This window comes from Wolbachia endosymbiont of Onchocerca gibsoni (assembly GCF_029169405.1).
Lineage (GTDB): Bacteria > Pseudomonadota > Alphaproteobacteria > Rickettsiales > Anaplasmataceae > Wolbachia.
In genome coordinates, this window is sequence record NZ_JABUMP010000001.1 from 831,322 (window position 1) to 849,251 (window position 17,930).

Below are 17,930 nucleotides of genomic sequence, written 5' to 3' on the forward strand. Positions count from 1 at the left end.
ATACTAGACCTTCTTACACCTTTTGCCATCAAATTCGCATAAATCATGAATTATGCAAGCATCACACAATGGTTTTTGTGCTTTGCAAGTATACCTACCATGTAAAACTAGCCAATGATGAGCATAGAACAGACATTTCTTTGGAACTATATTTAAAAGAGACTGCTCTGTTTTAAACACATCCTTTTCTTTCACAAGCCCAATTCTATTACTTACTCTAAAAACGTGAGTGTCAACTGCTAATGTCGGAATGCCAAGCCCCGAATTTAAGAACACATTAGCGCTCTTTCTTCCTACTCCCGGTAAAGATACCAAATCATTAAAATTTACAGGAACTTTACTATTATACCGCTCAACCAATATTTTGCTGAGCTTAATTATGTTTTTTGCTTTAGAATTATATAAACCGATGCTACTTATGTGTTTCTTTAGTTCACTCTGCCCAAGATTTAGTATTTTCTCTGGCGAATCAGCAATACTAAACAGTTCTTCTGTAACTCTGTTAACACTCCTATCAGCTGTCCGTGCTGATAAAATTATCGCAGTCAGCAACGTAAAGTGATTAGTATAATTTAGCTCTACTTTCGGTGTAGGGTTTGATTGGCTAAATCTTTCAAATACCAATTTTACTTTTTTCGGATCCATTCATAGAGCTAAAAGCTTATGCTACACTGTTTACCATATAAATTCAATTACCTAAAATCTAAACTACTGTTTAGTATCAACACTAAACAGGAGCAATGTTTACCTCATCGAAACCTTCCAGCTAACTCACTAATCACCTCCACAAAAAAACTTTTCAACAATAAATATAATCGATATTAATATTTCTGTGAATCGCATACTATTTCAATAGATCAGTTTCTTTTAAACTCTATCTTTTTGAGAAAATAAGAAACCAGAATTTCAATTATTACTGCCAATACAAATAGAGAAATAAGTATACTTATACCTACAGTTAATCTACTAATAATAAAGTTCGCTGCCTAGCTAAATACAGCTCATTTTATTCTTGAATGCATTGTAGAAACTACACAATTCTTACACTTTTTCAAACAAATCAGATGCTTAATTAATAAATGATATTAAACGCCACCATCTACCATAAAAATAGTACACTTGTAATAGTTAATAGAGCTAAAGGTAAAACACTAAAGTCTGAATAAATAGCAAAGATTCCGTTTTACGAGTTTTAATACCTAATACTTTTATACCTTAATTAGACTCTTACCTTTTCCTAGAGAATTAATATAGTTAAATAATTGCATGCCTAGCTTCTTTGCTTGGTACTGATTTAGTTTTTATATTAACTTTTTAACCTTCATTACTTTCTCGAAATAACGCAATCCTAGATCTTGCGAAACTTTCTCCATTCTACCGACAAGTCAATTACATTATAGACATTAATTCTATGTGATTTCTTCCAACTACCTCTCTAGTAATACTTAATTACTTAAATATCTCTTTTCTATAATGAAACTGACACGTTACTAAATATCCTTCACTTTCAGCATTAACACTAACTTTAACGCAAGGACTTTATAAAACTCTATAAAAGCCTAATACACTTTTCCAGTTCCCAATAAAATTCATAAACTTAACCAAATCTACCCTCACCCTATTTTATCAGGATAATTTATAATAACCAGTATTTTATATTGCCCTCTAGAAACTAACAAAAACCTGATAGCCTTCACCTACAACTTACCCAGCTTTTATTCCTAATACATTAAAACAAAAGACCACACCATCAACCTCTGGCTAATTTAACTTTAAAATATCAACTTACTACTATATCTATCCTATACAAATACTAGGGTACTTAAGTGTAGTACACTTAAACAGTATACGCAAGTGGTTAATAATAACTAAACAAAAAAACCTTCTTTCCTATCATATAAATACAACTTATCCATTCTTACCACGTCAAAACTGTTTTCTTCGAGTTTGATTAGTAAGTCATTTACATCATTGTTTGTAACAGTTCTCTTCTCATTATTTACAATAAACCTACAGGTTACTTGATCGCTTGAAGACTTTAGACTTCCTGGCCAAATTGCAAGTCCCTTTGAATATATTGCTATAACCTTTAGATTGCTTGACTCAAATAACTTAACTAGTTGATCAAAATCTGCTGATTTATTCCAGGCAAGCGTTACATCGCTACCAACTAATTTTCTCACTTTGTAGTTCTGCTCATAGTCATATCGTATCTTACTCACTTTACTATCACCTGAATTACTACTGATTATAAATTCAGGCAATATCCTAGGCTTTTTCCCCAAATTATTTACAACAGCTTCTGCAAATTCTTTTGTACTAACTTTCCGTTTGCTCTTCTCCTTATACAAATCAGCAGTATGTATTCCATCTTCCAAAGTCTTTAACCATGCATTATAAATTAGTTTTGCAGCATCTACTTGATTTACGTAAATTAGCATATATACCGCAGCATTTAAAAGTCCAGAAGGATTAGCTAAGTTCTTTCCTGCAATATCAGGAGCAGAGCCGTGAACCGCTTCAAACATTGCGTACTCACTACCTATATTACTACCCCCAACTAACCCAATAGAACCTGAAATTTGTGCCATTATATCTGACAATATATCTCCATACAAGTTCCCAGTTACTATAACATCAAAATTTCCAGGTTCAGTGGCAACACGCGCCATTCCAATATCAACTACATAATGTTCTGCCTTTATATCTTGGTACTTCTCTGCAATGCGATTAAATGCTGCACGGAAAGTGCCATCAGTCATTTTCATTACGTTATCTTTAGTTAAGCAAGTCACTTTCTTTCTATTATGCTTTTTTGCATATTCAAAAGCATACCTACATATCCTCTCTGAACCGGATCTAGTAATAATTTTAGTGCATTGGAAAGAATCACTAGTAAGTCTATACTCTATCCCCGTATAAACGTCTTCCTCATTTTCGCGTATTATAACGGTGTCAAACTTACCAAATTTATTTTCTATAATAGGATGATACGAAATGCACGGTCTGATGTTCGCGTATAGCCCAAGATTTTTTCTAAGTGCAACATTTAAACTTCTGTGTCCCTTACCTTGAGGAGTTGTTATCGGAGACTTAAGTAACACCTTTGTCCTTTCAATAGATTTCCAGCCACTTGGAGAAATTCCATTAGACCACTTCTTATCATAAACAAGTTTTCCTATTTCAATAACATCCACCGAGATCTTTGCTCCCGCTTCACACAATATCAACAGCACCGCTTCCATAATTTCTGGCCCGATACCATCACCATATGCAACTGTAATTGGTGTTGACATAACTTCCCTGATATTAAAATGATTTAATGTTAATCTAAATAATAGAGCAGCACAAGTGATCGATATTATCGAAATTAGCATATTCATAGTTATTCAATAACATGTTTTTATAAGTATACAGTCATATTATGAAAGTAGGATTATGGATACTGAAGCAAACGTTAAAGTAAATCATATAGGTTTTATAAGAAATACTATAGCAGAAATAGTCAACTTTTTGATATCCTTAGCTGACTTTATCCATGCATATTCATCTATACATCATTAGATGATTTGGATTATTTTCATTTTCTGCTCATCTGCACTACCATAACACAATCTTCTACATCTTTATAATTGAGCTAATTTCATTTTAGCTTATGCTACTTAATTAATATAAATAAATATTCTATGATAAATTTACAAACACAGTAGTGATAGATTACAAGCCTAATTAATACTTTACGTGCTGTAAAAGGTAAACCTTAATAATATCTCTATCATCATATAAGATAGCTAAATTAACATTTACAAACTTACAATACGGTACACATAGTTTAGAAAAGTAAAGTTCACTAGTTTACGTACAAAATTGGAGTTCAACACTACAAAGCCATATTTATCTATATATTAGCCTTTTTCAATGATCTTTATTGAGGTTTTTCTATTACCTATACTGAAAAAGAAACCTGTGAAGATATAAGAAGCCTTTAATAACATTGCTAAGTATATAAAAGCAAAAACATAAAGATTTTGAAATTATTGAAAGAAAAAATGATAAATTTAATATCAAAATTACATACAATTCTAGTAATAATTTCAGCACATACTCTATCTTATAAAGAGCAAAAAGCTCCTTTAATTCTGGAGATGACGAAGAATCTATTCTTTTTTCTTACCAGGCCACCACAAAATTTCTTTATCATAAAATGCTTTAATTGGACTAGAAAACATTTATTACTCTAATAAAGAATTTTTGATAACAGTCTCAATATAACAACGATCTAGCGTTAAGTGAAAAAATATTGAAATTGTAGATATACACAAAAACTGTACTCTCCTATTAGAAAATCTAGACCTACATAAAGAAGGAGAATCATACACACATCAAGAAATATATGATAGCTATAACTTCTCTTAACCGGGATAATATTTTTTATATCTATAATTTAGCTATTACTCTAGACAAGCTTTCAGATTTCAAAATGCTATAACATTCTATTTAAAGATATTAAATATGACAGCAAATTTAAAAGATATAAATGAAAAAACACCCATACCTAATGTAGAGGCAAGAGCAAAATTTATAAAACTCTATAAAGATACTTAACAACTCCGCAATTTTAATATTATCTCAACTATTCTAAACAAAATATCATAAAATTTAAGAAAAAATTAATCATTATAAAGCAGCTTCTTTCTAAGAAGACAATACAATAAGGTATAACTGATGGTACCAAAGATAACTTACCAACCCGGCCACCAAATAGAACAACAAAAGAACTATAAAATTTATTCTAGATCTCTTTAATGCATTAGACAAACTATTTTTATCTGTCAAAAAGAAAGGAATACCTGCCAAAAATACTGAAATCCAATTTGCAGACGATAAACATATTCATGCCAAAACAAGATGGTTTTGAAAATGATAATCAACTAAGCAGCTGCTATACTCTAGTAGCCAAAGAGCTTAGAGAAAAATCAATTGACTCACCACATATATATGCTGCTCAAGTAAACCCTACTGCAAAACAAGAGATCAAAAATAAAATGACAAATATATTTATGAAGGAATAAATTTCTCAAAGAAGAACAAGCACATCCACAAAGAAATAACAATTTGTTTAAGTAGAGGTTATCCCAATTAGAAAATATGCAATACAACAAGAGCCTATATATGCTAAAATCTCTGTGATAAATGACGTAAGCTAGCTATATATTAGCACAAGAAAGATCAATTATTCACCAAAGTAAATCCAACTGTAAAAAGATCGGAAAAGAAAGTAAAATCTATAAAAGCTAATTTCAACATTTACCATGGATGAGTAAAAGGCAGAAAGAACAACGGAAAGAAAAAAATAAACAAATAAATATAAATCAGAAACTAATGTAATAACAGGTTAACAAAGAGGAGTTGTAGACTACACCACTAGAAAAACTGTTGGCACTAATGTAAAAAAGGTAAAAAAATATAAATAAGGTTATGATTTTAACACAAAAATAGAACAATTAAGAGTAGAGCTTGGAATTCTAAATTCTAAAAAGTGAATTCAGTTTATGTTAAATATAGAATAATAGGAAATTATCGATATAAAATCATCGATACACTACTTTAATTAGATAATTTACGAGAGTATTAAAAATAAAAGTAGTTATTTTCTTATTAAGAAGAGTTAAAAGATGCAAACTATTATAATGAAGTATATTTTTACAAAGCAAATGCTTTTTAGTAAGTAAATGAAACTTGCATTTTATCTAGTTATTGATATTCTGAATAAAGAAATCGGGGCATGGCGCAGTCTGGTAGCGCATTTGGTTTGGGACCAAAGGGTCGGGAGTTCAAATCTCTCTGCCCCGATCCTCTATGTTGGTTTTGACACGTTTTAAAAACTCTATCAATAGACTAAATTAATTAGTATATGCATTACCTTTTTTATATATCAACGTTTAACGTTATGCTACCAACTACTAATGCATATCTTACAGTATATATTTCTAAATAATTTTACAAGATATTGGTTACCAAATAACATAATCAAAAATTTTTTCTTGATGTTCACTATGGTTAGAGCTGTACAAATTAAAAGAACCAGAGAAATAGAAGTATTAGAATTTGTTAATAGTAGGTATAAGTGAGCCAAAGGATGAAGAAACTTTGGTACGTCCGTTAGCGCTTGGAGTGGAAGCAGTGGGAGTTGTCGAAAAGCTTGGTAAGAAAATAAGCAATGACTTACAGATTGGAGATAGAGTTGGGTACTGCATAGCTCCAACATGGCCATATTGTGAGAAACGTGTTATACACCAGAAATATTTGATAAAGATTCAAGATGAAATACCGGATGAAATTGTACCCACAGTATTACTCAAAAGTATGATAGCTCACTATTTAATTAACCAATCCTATAAAATAAAACCTGGCACCGTTGTGCTTGTACGTGGAGTTAATGGCGGGTTAGGGCAGATAATATGTCAATGGGCAAATGATAAAAAATAAGTAGTAATAGGTTCTGTAAGCTCTGACGAAAAAATAAAGATAGCTTTACAAAATGGCTGCATATATGCAATAAATTATCATGATAAAGACTTTGTTTCTAAGATTATGGAGATTACGCAAAATAAAGGAGTATGTGCAGTGTATGATCCTATAGGCTATGCTACAAGCAAACNTTTTTCGAGTCTTTAGGAAAGTTTGGCATATATGTTTCTATGGACAAATATCAAGCAATGTTTCGATTAGCTCTCCCTTTACTTAGTCCACGTTTATTATTTGCTACTGGAACATCAATATATCATTACAAGCATAACAGACTCACCCTAGTGCTCACTTACAGCGGAAACCTTTGAGATGATAAGGAAGAAACTTTTGGCTGTATAAGGATTAACAAAAAGTACAAATTCGATGAAATAATAGAAGCTCATCTTGATATGGAGAACAGAAAAGCAAGTGGATTAAATATTATAAAAATCTCTTAAGCAAATTTCGCCTATTTTAGCAGTAAGCAATGTTACTCTTAATTATCTCAATATTCTCCCTTGGTAGTTCCTTGATAAATCGCGAAGTATACATTGATTGCCACTGGTTATTCATTTCCCTTCTACCTGCACATGAAATAATTAACCTTTCTTTTGCTCTAGTTATTCCGACATATGCAAGTCTTCTTTCTTCCTCTAAAGCTCTACCACTTTTATCTTCAAAGGATCTTTGATGCGGAAATAACCCTTCTTCCCAGCCAGGTAAAAACACGCACGGAAACTCAAGTCCTTTAGCTGCATGAAGAGTCATAACATATACAGTGTCATTACCACTCATATTATCCACTTCCGTCACCAAACTTACATGCTCCAAGAAAGTTGTGATATTATCAAAATTTTTTAAAGATGAAATAAGTTCTTTAACGTTTTCTATCCGAGTTAAACCTATCACTTCCTCATTTTCAAGCATTTCCATATACCCTGATTGATCTGCTACGATTTTAACGAATTTATGCAACNGCTTTACGCTTACTATCTTTTTCCAAGCTTCAATTTTACTTAAAAAATCATTGAGTGAGAGCTTAATCCTTCCAATTACTTGATTGCTATCGACTAGTGCTCTTGCTGCCTCAAAAAAAGAAGTCTTGTTATCTTGAGAAATCTTATATATCTTTTTTAGAGTTGTAGTTCCTATACTCCGCTTTGGCAGATTTACAATTCTTTCAAAAGCCAAGTTATCATTGATGTTCACAACGAGTCTCAAATATGCAATTATATCTCTGATTTCCTGACGTTCATAGAATTTTACACCGCTTATAATCTTATAGGGAATTGAATACTTTATAAAATATTCTTCCAGGATTCTAGTTTGAAAAATAGCTCTTACCAGGACCGCAATGTCACTAAATCTATATTTGTTGAGTTTTAATATCTGTTCACTTATGAACCTTGCTTCAGCTTTGCCATCCCATAATTTTATTAGATTTACCTTTTCCCCTTCAGTATTTGTTGTCCATAATTTTTTTTCTAAGCGGGTTTTATTATGATTAATAATATATGAGGCAGTCGCAAGTATGTGGGATGTCGATCTGTAGTTACACTCCAATTTAACGGTTTTTACATTTTTGAAATCGTTAGAAAATTTCAAAATATTTTCAACTTCTGCACCACGCCAACTGTATATTGACTGATCATCATCTCCTACACAACAAATATTCGAATGTCCTTTTGCTAAATATTTCAGCCAAAGATATTGTATTACATTTGTATCTTGATACTCATCTACCACAATATATTTGAACTTGCTTTGGTAGTAGGATAGAGTTTCAGCCTCTTGATCAAAAAGTTGTATGTTGTACAATAATAGATCACCAAAATCAACAGAGTTAAGGAACTTCAACCTTTCTTGATACTGGTTATAAACTTTAAGTGCAGTTACATATAAAGGTCTAAGTGATTGAATGCTCGCCACTTCAGATGGCAACAAGCACTTTTCTTTCCATTGCTGAATAACACTCATGACGATCTTACATTTCTCTAAAAAGTAGTCGGGGTTTATTTCATTAATAATATTTTTTATTACCTGTAATTGATCATCTATACCAATAATAGTGAAATTAGAGTTTAAACCCACAATTTCAGCATGACGGCGCAAAATTTTTGCTGCAATAGCATGAAAGGTACCAAGCCATGGTATACTTACACCTGTAAGTTCAAGCACTCTCGATACCATTTCATTTGCAGCTTTGTTAGTAAATGTAACCGCTAATATCCCATTAGAACTAGCATAACCATTTCTAATTATATGTGCTATTCTTGAAGTAATAGTTCTTGTTTTTCCCGTCCCAGCTCCCGCCAATATCAAAATTGGCCCATCTACATTAGTTACAGCTAATCGTTGTTCTGGATTCAGCAGTGAGAGATAATCGCCCATTTGCAGTTCTATAGATCACAACCTCTTAAAATTAAACCCATGATCCAAATATTGTAAAGGTTTTATTGGATATAACAGTAAGAAATATACTATTCAACAAATAATATATAATGAAAACGCTTGAATTTAGCTATTTTTGTTCTAGTGATATCAGGTGTACGTTGAGCTAAGGCAACTTAATCTAAACTAAAACTTCTATTTGTCAGCTAGGCAGGTAGAACTTTGAATGGCTTAAATGTAAAGTTCAATTCCAGCATTCCTATTTTTTCAACCTTAACAAGAAGCTCAAAAGTATAGTAGTTATATGCTACAGGTTATTTGATAAGATTCTCATATGTTTTTTAACTAAGTTTCAATATTATACTATAAAACAATAAGCTTTTTCTTAAAATTCTTTTCATGATTTACTTAAACTAGTTGATGTGTTACTAAAGTAAATTACTATATAAATTCTCATGGCGTACTAATAACTTTCTTAACCTAGACTATCTTATATATTAGAGTCCAAAAAAAACAAATATATAATTATACTTTAAGCTCATTAACTAACAATACATTACACATAGGTAACAATCTATAAAACTATCATGATAAGTCAACCCACTATTTGTGTTATACAAAGTTTTTGTTTTAAACTTACTTTAGCAGCAAAAACCATTAAAGAGTATCAATAAAGGTGTTGTTGCGTATATGCTACGGTGGGATTGGTAGGACTCGAACCTACGACCAATTCGTTATGAGCGAACTGCTCTAACCAACTGAGCTACAATCCCATTCATTAGAATTTATAATACACACAAAAATAAACTTGCCATCACCTTATCTCACTATCAATCCAACTTGATAAATCATTTATTGTACCAGTTTTACGTGCAATTTCTTTACCATCTTGAAATATGATTAATGTAGGTATAGATTGAATTCCACATTTACTTGGAACCTCAGTTCCTTCACCTACATTGAACTTGCAGATCTTGATTTTGCCTGTTTTATCTCGGGCTAATTGTTCAATACGTGGCATTAAACTTTTACATGGTCTACACCACTCAGCCCAAAAATCTACTAATACAAACCCTTTATAGTCAGTGACCTCAGACTTAAAACTTTGATCATCTACTGATGTAATATTACCATTCATAAAATACTTAACTTAATTCATACAATATAACGCACTTGCCAGTAACTAATCAATTAAATTATTACTAAACAGCATGAAAATTGTCATAAAGCCTATACACATAAGCAAAAACTTCTGTTACATCTGATGATTAAAAATATCCATATTTCCCCATCCCATCAGATCTAATCTAACACGAGTAGGAAGAAATTCAAAGCATTTTTGTGCCAATTCTTTTCTGTTTTCACGCTCCAGCATTGAATCTAGCTTTTCCTTTATTTTATGGAGATATAAAATATCAGACGCAGCATAATTTTTCTGTTTGTCCGTTAAATTCTCACTTCCCCAATCAGAGGATTGTTGCTGTTTATTTAATTTGATATCAAGTAGCTCCAAGCATAACTCCTTTAAACTATGATTATCTGTATAGGTGCGAACCAAACGTGAAGCTATTTTTGTGCAATAGCACGGCACTGCCCAAATTCCTAAATAATAGCGTATTATGCTAACATCAAACCGTGCAAAGTGAAATATTTTAGTTATATTTTCATCACCTAATATTTTTCTTAAATTTGGAGCTGTATAATTGTTCCTGAATTGAATTAAGTGAGCACTTCCATCGTTAAAAGAGAGTTGCACAAGACATAATCTATCTCTGCCATGAAGCAGACCCATTGCCTCTGTATCAACAGCTATAGAACTTATGTTATCTGGCATTAAACTACCCGGTAAGTCATCTTCATATACAAATATCCTCATAAGGCTTTGCGGAATATTGAAAGACTAATAATAATTGAAAGTGNNTTTTAAGTACACAAATATATAATAATATAGTCCTTTAAATTTCAAGCATATATTGGGGTTTACAAATTGTTGTGTATACCTATAATTTAAGAATTAGGTTAACTGCGGAAGTAGTTCAGTTGGTAGAACGCAACCTTGCCAAGGTTGAGGTCGAGGGTTCGAACCCCTTCTCCCGCTCTTCACTTCCAAAGTCACCCAATCAAAAATTCTTCCATTTCCCTTACTATAACACCAAAGTTATTTATTTATTCTTGTAATTTACATAAACTAATAACAAAAAAACTTAAAGCATTTAATACCTCACGTTCAAGTTTTGCACTATGTGCAACTTCACATCTTTATAAAATTTCTAAGTTTTGCTTGCAAAAGTTGAAACACACCTATAAGATACTTTATAATAGTAAAAAATCTCCAGGTAAGGAACAATTTAAACACTATCTACTTTGGACTTCTCTTGTCTTTTTCCTATTTAGTAAGTTTTTAAATATTTAAAGCTAAAATAACTTAAGTTATCAACAACCATCATTCCACTATATGTTAATCTTTAAAAGACACCACTAATAGACTGCAGTATAGACTTTCAATTAATAACAGCTAAGGTTCTTTCTGAAATGTCAATTTCTTTCATATCTAAAACTTTATCATCTTGGTCGAATGAAATCTGCAGGGATTTACTGCTATACTTTCTTTTTCCTAAGAAATTAGATTGTTTTATTTTATATGAAATATAATACCAAATATTTTCATCAAATTGAGATATTAATGTTGGTGATCCCAAAGTGTGAACCACTTTCTCTTTGTCATCACCTATTTTTATCTTGTTCCACAACTCAACACTAATGTCTGGAGTTCCGTGATTGTAAATAGTGTTCGTACAGTTTACTAAAAATAATAGAACCAAGTATATCAATACTCGCATTTCTCTGAGATAAATCACTGTGAAATTACAATACACTAGTAAATTACCTATAGTCAAATTTTATAAAAGTTAAATTGACTGATTTTTGGTATCGCTTAATATAATATTAACTTTAGAAAATAATTAGGTACTCTATGTCATTGTTAGAATCAGATCCAATATATAAACCTTTTAATTACCCTTGGGCATATGACGCGTGGCTACAGCAACAAAGGATACATTGGATACCTGAAGAAGTTTCACTTGCTGACGATGTGAATGATTGGAAAACTAAACTTTCGGGTATGGAAAAAAACCTCCTAACTCAGATTTTTAGGTTCTTCACCCAAGCAGATATTGAGGTGAACAATTGTTACATGAGACATTACACAAATATATTTAAACCAACAGAAATATGCATGATGCTTGCAAGCTTCTCCAACATGGAGACCATACACATTGCAGCCTATTCATACCTTTTAGATACAATTGGTATGCCAGAAAGTGAATATCAAGCATTTTTAAAATATGATGCTACAAGAAAGAAGTATGAGTACATGCTAGAGTTTGAGGAAAGTAAAAAACACGATAAAAAACATGTAGCTAAAACTCTAGCAGTGTTTGGTGCGTTTACTGAAGGATTGCAGTTATTTGCATCATTTGCAATTTTACTTAATTTTCAACGCTTTGGAAAAATGAAAGGCATGGGACAAATAATTGCCTGGTCAGCACGTGACGAAACTTTGCACACTAATTCAATTATCAATTTATTTAATACTTTTATTAAAGAGAATAATGAAATTTGGAATGAGGAGTTCAAAGAGGAACTGTATTCTGCATGTCGCACTATTGTTGGACTTGAAGATGAATTTATAAAACTCGCTTTTGATTTAGGAGATGTTGAAGGATTATCTGCAGAGGAAGTACGAAGTTATATACGCTACATAGCAAACAGACGGTTAATACAATTAGATTTGAAACCCATGTATAACATTAATAATAATCCTCTTCCATGGCTTGATGAAATACTAAATGGTGTAGAACATACAAACTTCTTTGAAAATAGAGTAACAGAATATAGCCGTGCAGCAACTCAAGGTACATGGGAAGAGGCTTTTAGCTAAAAGCGATACTAACAATACTCTTTGCATTTTATTTGCTGTTATCTAAGTAACCTTAAACCCTGTATTTAAGATCGATGAAGTATCACCACCAAAAATAATTAGTATCATAGAATAAAGTGATTTATATGTTGTTTATAACATATAAATCACTTACATAAACTTTAGAATACAAGATAAACCCTTAGAAAACCGTAACCATAAAAAGAAGAGAGTATTTGCTTAAATTATTCAACAATAGTAAAAATATTAGCAATAATTAGAAGTCACACTAAGTATTTCAATAAGTCTTATACCAAGTACTTTAACTAGACCTCCACCCCTGATAACAAGTATAATTGTCAACTACATTTCTGTAGTACCATTAACTGCAGTTCTCATCACAACTTCCTTCCTGTAGATTCACATTAATCATAATACAAGCGCCATTAAAAGTAATTGCAAATTATATGCTTAAGTTGATTATTTATTGTAAGCATCACAACTTGGCCGTCCTTATTGCATATGTTGTTATTCCAATAACTAAATTATTAGATTCTCTACCGCCTCTGTATACCACAGCATATTATTTCCAATTGTAGCTACAACTGTAGCAGGTATTACAATTAAGACCATTAAAGAAATGAAAAAATATATCTAATAAACTGACAAAACCACGCTGCTAATTTATCAAAGTAATCGCGCCATGGCAGTGCTTATATTTTTTGCCAGAGTTACAAGGACATTTATCGTTTCTTGAGACTTTTGGCAAATTGCTTCTTTNAATANAATGTAACCTCTTACTCACTTCTTGGTTATCTGCTAACTTGAAGTAAGCTAGACGATGAACAGTGATCTCCTTCCATTTTTCAAGCATCGATTCAAACATCAAAAAAGCTTCACGTTTAAATTCATTCAGTGGATCTTTCTGCCCCATAGCACGTAAATTTATGCTTTGTCTTAATCTCTCTAAAATTGAAAGGTGTTCCCTCCATAAATGATCAAGTGTCATGACCATCACTTGCTTCACTACCTTGTTCCATAAATCTGTAGTGTGTTGACTATTGAAATACTCTTCTTTCTCAGCAAAAAACTTCTGTATCTCATCATTTACATAATCCAATGCTTCTTGTTTATTCAAAAATTCTGCTAATACTTCTTTATTAAGCGTTATCCCATACCTTGTATAGAACTCTTTAACAATATCTTCAACATAATCCTCATAATAACCACTTTGCACCACACCTTCTATTATCTCTTTATTTACTTCACTATATACTTCAAATAAACCATTAATTTCATTCCCTAAGATGTGATTTCTCTGCTCAAAAATAACTTTACGTTGATCATTAATCACGTCATCAAATTTAAGCAGAGATTTTCGCACATCATAGTTTCGAGCTTCAACTTTTTTCTGTGCCTTCTCAAGCGCCTTATTAAGCCATGGATGATGAATAGCTTCGTTATCCTTTAGCCCTACCCTTTGTAAAAAGTTTCTCATTCTATCAGAACCAAATATTCTCATTAAATCATCTTCAAGTGATAGAAAGAACTTAGAAAGTCCAGGATCACCTTGACGACCAGAACGACCACGTAATTGATCATCTATTCTCCTACTTTCATGTCTCTCAGTTCCAATAACACATAAACCACCAGCTTTTATAGCAATTTCCCTATCTCTTTTTACTCTTTCAACTATTTCTTGGTATTTTTTTTCTCTTTCATCAGCATTTTTTATCTTCTTCAGCTCCACTTTTGCTATCATTTCAGCATTTCTGCCAAGCTGAATATCAGTTCCACGTCCTGCCATATTAGTTGCTATAGTAATACTGCCTGGTGCCCCAGCTTGTGCTATTATGTACGCCTCTTGTTCATGATAACGAGCGTTTAACACTGAATGCTTAAGAGAGTGGCTTCGCAAAAGCGCAGAGAGCTTCTCAGAATTCTCAATACTTACTGTGCCAACAAGGATTGGTTGAAGGCGTTTGTGGCATTCTTCTACAAATTTTAATACAGCATTAAACTTTTCTTTTTCTGTACCATAAATTTCATCATCAATATCTATTCTCTTTACAGGCACATTAGTTGGAATTTTCACTACATTTAGCCTATATATATCACGGAACTCTTCTGCTTCTGTTGCTGCTGTTCCAGTCATACCAGAGAGCTTATTATACATACGAAAATAATTCTGAAATGTGACTGATGCTAAGGTTTGGTTCTCATGTTGAATCTCAAGATTCTCCTTCGCTTCAAGTGCCTGGTGAAGACCATCAGAATATCTTCTACTTTCTATGATGCGTCCAGTAAACTCATCGACAATCACTACCTTGCCGTCCTTTATTATATAATCTTTATCAACAGTAAACAGCTTATGCGCACGTAATGCTTGATCTACATAATGAGTCATTACCATATTGTTGGCATCATACAACGAAGAATCCTCAGAAATGAGATTATATGACCTAAGTAGCTCTTCCACACGTGAAATACCATCTTCAGTAAGAAACACCGCCCTACCCTTTTTATCTACCTCATAATCAGAATCAATTAATTTAATAACTATTTTATTTATGAGTTTATATATCTGATTATTCTCCTCAATTGGACCAGAAATAATAAGCGGAGTCCGCGCTTCATCAATCAATATGGAATCTACTTCATCTACTATCGCATAATTGAAACCTCGCTGAACCATATCTTCTTGAGAAAATTTCATATTATCTCGAAGGTAATCAAAAGCAAGTTCATTATTTGTTGAATATACAATATCTGCACTATAAGCTTCTTTCCTCTCTGCATCTGTCAAATCATTTGTAATAAACGCAACAGAAACCCCAAGAGAATTATATAATTTTCTCATCCATTCTGCATCACGTTTTGCAAGGTAGTCGTTAACAGTTACAACATGTACACCTTTTCCCTCTAAAGAATTAAGGTATGCAGCTAAAGTTGCAACAAGCGTCTTTCCCTCTCCTGTTTTCATTTCTGATATCATACCATTATGAAGGACCATTCCACCAATTAGCTGAACATCAAAGTGTCTCATGTTAAGAAACCTACGAGAGGCTTCACGTACAACTGCAAAAGCAGGTATGAGAAGGCTATTTAATGTTTTCCCATTCTTTAATTCCTGTTTAAACTCCTCAGTTTTACTAGCAAGTTCTTCATCAGATAGGCTCTGCATTTTCGGCTCTAATGCATTTATTTGTTGAACAATTTTTCTAAAAGACTTTATTATCCTCCTATTTGTCATTCCCTTTACAAAAAGGAGCAACAATATAAAAATAAAAAACATAAGAATAGCTGTTAAAATTACAGCAAAATCTGACATAAACTTAATTAACGCCCATTAAATATGAGATTATATTACCAAACACAACCTGCAGCAATGACATATTCGATTTAGAGAATCTTTACTTACATATTAAGGCAGTGAATAAAATAACTTGCTGATCCTTTGCTTGGAAAGCTTTTCATCAGTATATAAAGAATATGTTACATTATTTTAGATATTTAATAATCTTTAATTTTTATATAAAATGAAGTTTTTAGTAGAATGTAAATAGAAAATGAACAGTTTTAAAAAACTTAACAATTCTATATTTAAAGAAGAGAATCAGCTGACCAACAGATGATTAAGGTCATAAATTTTAAGAAAATTATTAATACTATATCTACCCCCATGAACTAAGTAGTAAAATTGATTTTTGGTTAGCATTAACCATGAAAGGCTTTGAAGTTTCTGATGATTATTTCTTTTGAAGATAACAAGAAAACAAATCAAAAACTATCTCAGTTTAAGCTAAGTACTACAATACACGTTGTGCCTCAAAAATACTACTTTTAAAGATTTGTTTATTAATGGAAATAATAGAAAGCTGCAAAAAAAAAGAAGATTTTGGGTTAAACAAATACTTTTTGGATCCTACCTTTAAGATCAAGCAAAACCTAAATGCAAGAACAGTGGCGCCATACTCGTCATTTATACTAATGTCAATGTGAATTTTTAAAAAGGCACAGAAAAGCAAAGTAGTATAGTGATACTAGAGAAGCACCCTGGAAGAGTTAAAGTTAACAAATGAACATTTTAAATATTTATGAAGGTCAAAAAGAAACATGCTATAAGATAAAAAAACATACTGAGCTAAAAATACTTCAGTTGTAGTAGTGATGGTGAAATAGAAAATTCTCTTACTTAGATTAAGGTTTGTAGTTAATCAACCCAATCACTCAAGATTAGATATTATTATTCAGAAAGAAGCAAGGAACAAAGACAAAATATCAAATAAAACAAGACATTGACACGGTTTTTGATTTTGCGCGCGAGAAGGTAGAGAATGATGGGAAGAATGTAAGAGGCAAAGTTTTCTTATTTAACGAGAAAAGATGATTATTTTAAGAAAATTATAGATTATTTTTATAGTCTCAAATCTAAAGAAAATTTAGATAAATTTTAGCAAACCTTTATCTGAAACTAGAATTTTATTGACAGAAAAGTACTACTAGATAAAATAGAAAAATACCTGTATGCTAGATACAGCAACATTAGTTATTCTCACATATTAGGCAGAAACCGGATAAAACATAATCAGCATTAGAATTTTGTTTAGAGTAAATTCTAAGAATATAAAGGAATAATTTGACTTAATACAAAAGATAGAAATAAATGTATTATTCAATAAGTACATCAAATTAGGGTGTAAACCAAGCATTATTTATGATTACGAAGAAAACGTCTTTGAAGAAGATCATGTTAAGTATGTTAAAAGTTAGTTAGAATAGCCTCAATGTACCTAGTGGTTACTGATATACTATAATTTTCCCCTAATTACAAAAATACAGTAGGCTTACTTCCTACAAAAAAGACATTATTAACTTCCCATTATAAATTTAGCTGGATAAACCCATAGAACACTAATTCTACTGATGCTTTTAAACCTTAAGAGTCAAGTAGCCATATTCCTTAAATACCAGAATAAAAGGAGAAAGACTAGACACAATTCAAGTAGATGCATTAGCAAAGATATTAAGTTATTACCTTTAACTTTAGCCTAAGCAAATGCCCACAAAGAAAACGTATATAAATATTTCAGACTATTTGAAAATT

Annotated in this window: 11 protein-coding genes and 3 tRNA genes; 6 read left to right on the forward strand and 8 right to left on the reverse strand. The window is 31.7% G+C overall.

Going from position 1 to position 17,930, the window contains the following annotated elements:
- Nucleotides 1-3: 3 nt before the first annotated feature.
- Nucleotides 4-645, reverse strand: coding sequence for an endonuclease III (gene nth / locus HSX44_RS03270; protein WP_275602284.1), 642 nt, complete (start codon nt 643-645; stop codon nt 4-6).
- Between the two features lie 1,223 nt (nt 646-1,868).
- A complete protein-coding gene (gene icd, locus HSX44_RS03275) occupies nt 1,869-3,296 on the reverse strand; it encodes an isocitrate dehydrogenase (RefSeq protein ID WP_275602432.1) in 1,428 nt (475 codons plus the stop codon).
- Nucleotides 3,297-4,874: 1,578 nt separating this feature from the next.
- Between icd and HSX44_RS03280 the strand changes: the two genes are divergently transcribed.
- The 4 genes from HSX44_RS03280 (at nt 4,875) to HSX44_RS03295 (ending at nt 6,678) form a co-directional block, all read left to right on the forward strand.
- Nucleotides 4,875-5,072 carry a hypothetical protein gene (locus tag HSX44_RS03280; RefSeq protein ID WP_275602285.1) on the forward strand — a complete coding sequence of 66 codons (198 nt, stop codon included), beginning with the start codon at nt 4,875-4,877 and terminating at the stop codon, nt 5,070-5,072.
- 707 nt (nt 5,073-5,779) lie between these two features.
- A tRNA-Pro gene (locus HSX44_RS03285) sits at nt 5,780-5,853 on the forward strand.
- 255 nt (nt 5,854-6,108) lie between these two features.
- Entirely contained in the window at nt 6,109-6,489 is a 381-nt protein-coding gene (locus tag HSX44_RS03290) for an alcohol dehydrogenase catalytic domain-containing protein (RefSeq protein ID WP_275602286.1), read from the forward strand.
- Nucleotides 6,490-6,549: 60 nt separating this feature from the next.
- The gene (locus HSX44_RS03295) at nt 6,550-6,678 is read left to right on the forward strand and encodes a hypothetical protein (protein ID WP_275602433.1); all 129 of its coding nucleotides are present in this window, start codon (nt 6,550-6,552) and stop codon (nt 6,676-6,678) included.
- A gap of 306 nt (nt 6,679-6,984) precedes the next feature.
- Here HSX44_RS03295 and HSX44_RS03300 read toward each other — a convergent pair whose 3' ends face one another.
- The 4 genes from HSX44_RS03300 to HSX44_RS03315 form a co-directional block, all read right to left on the reverse strand.
- On the reverse strand, nt 6,985-8,901 hold the full coding sequence (locus HSX44_RS03300) for an ATP-dependent helicase (protein WP_275602287.1): 1,917 nt from the start codon (nt 8,899-8,901) through the stop codon (nt 6,985-6,987).
- 699 nt (nt 8,902-9,600) lie between these two features.
- Nucleotides 9,601-9,674, reverse strand: a tRNA-Ile gene (locus HSX44_RS03305).
- A gap of 41 nt (nt 9,675-9,715) precedes the next feature.
- Nucleotides 9,716-10,039, reverse strand: coding sequence for a thioredoxin (trxA, locus tag HSX44_RS03310; protein ID WP_275602288.1), 324 nt, complete (start codon nt 10,037-10,039; stop codon nt 9,716-9,718).
- 117 nt (nt 10,040-10,156) lie between these two features.
- Nucleotides 10,157-10,777: a ribonuclease D gene (locus HSX44_RS03315; protein ID WP_275602289.1), complete on the reverse strand. Its 621-nt coding sequence runs from the start codon at nt 10,775-10,777 to the stop codon at nt 10,157-10,159.
- A gap of 149 nt (nt 10,778-10,926) precedes the next feature.
- Between HSX44_RS03315 and HSX44_RS03320 the strand changes: the two genes are divergently transcribed.
- Nucleotides 10,927-10,999, forward strand: a tRNA-Gly gene (locus HSX44_RS03320).
- 403 nt (nt 11,000-11,402) lie between these two features.
- Here the strand turns inward: HSX44_RS03320 and HSX44_RS03325 are convergent.
- The gene (locus tag HSX44_RS03325) at nt 11,403-11,741 is read right to left on the reverse strand and encodes an outer membrane protein assembly factor BamE (protein WP_338063367.1); all 339 of its coding nucleotides are present in this window, start codon (nt 11,739-11,741) and stop codon (nt 11,403-11,405) included.
- A 134-nt stretch (nt 11,742-11,875) separates the two neighbouring features.
- On the opposite strand from HSX44_RS03325, the gene HSX44_RS03330 reads away from it, so the two are divergent.
- Nucleotides 11,876-12,844, forward strand: a complete 969-nt coding sequence (locus HSX44_RS03330; RefSeq protein ID WP_275602291.1) for a ribonucleotide-diphosphate reductase subunit beta — start codon at nt 11,876-11,878, stop codon at nt 12,842-12,844.
- A 658-nt stretch (nt 12,845-13,502) separates the two neighbouring features.
- Here HSX44_RS03330 and secA read toward each other — a convergent pair.
- Nucleotides 13,503-16,118 carry a preprotein translocase subunit SecA gene (gene secA, locus HSX44_RS03335; protein ID WP_275602434.1) on the reverse strand — a complete coding sequence of 872 codons (2,616 nt, stop codon included), beginning with the start codon at nt 16,116-16,118 and terminating at the stop codon, nt 13,503-13,505.
- Nucleotides 16,119-17,930 lie beyond the last annotated feature (1,812 nt).

Coding starts and splice junctions, on each gene's coding strand:
- nth (WP_275602284.1), bottom strand. CDS start 645: ATGGATCCGAAAAAAGTAAAATTGGTATTTGAAAGATTTAGCCAATCA.
- icd (WP_275602432.1), bottom strand. CDS start 3,296: ATGTCAACACCAATTACAGTTGCATATGGTGATGGTATCGGGCCAGAA.
- trxA (WP_275602288.1), bottom strand. CDS start 10,039: ATGAATGGTAATATTACATCAGTAGATGATCAAAGTTTTAAGTCTGAG.
- HSX44_RS03315 (WP_275602289.1), bottom strand. CDS start 10,777: ATGAGGATATTTGTATATGAAGATGACTTACCGGGTAGTTTAATGCCA.
- HSX44_RS03325 (WP_338063367.1), bottom strand. CDS start 11,741: ATGCGAGTATTGATATACTTGGTTCTATTATTTTTAGTAAACTGTACG.
- HSX44_RS03330 (WP_275602291.1), top strand. CDS start 11,876: ATGTCATTGTTAGAATCAGATCCAATATATAAACCTTTTAATTACCCT.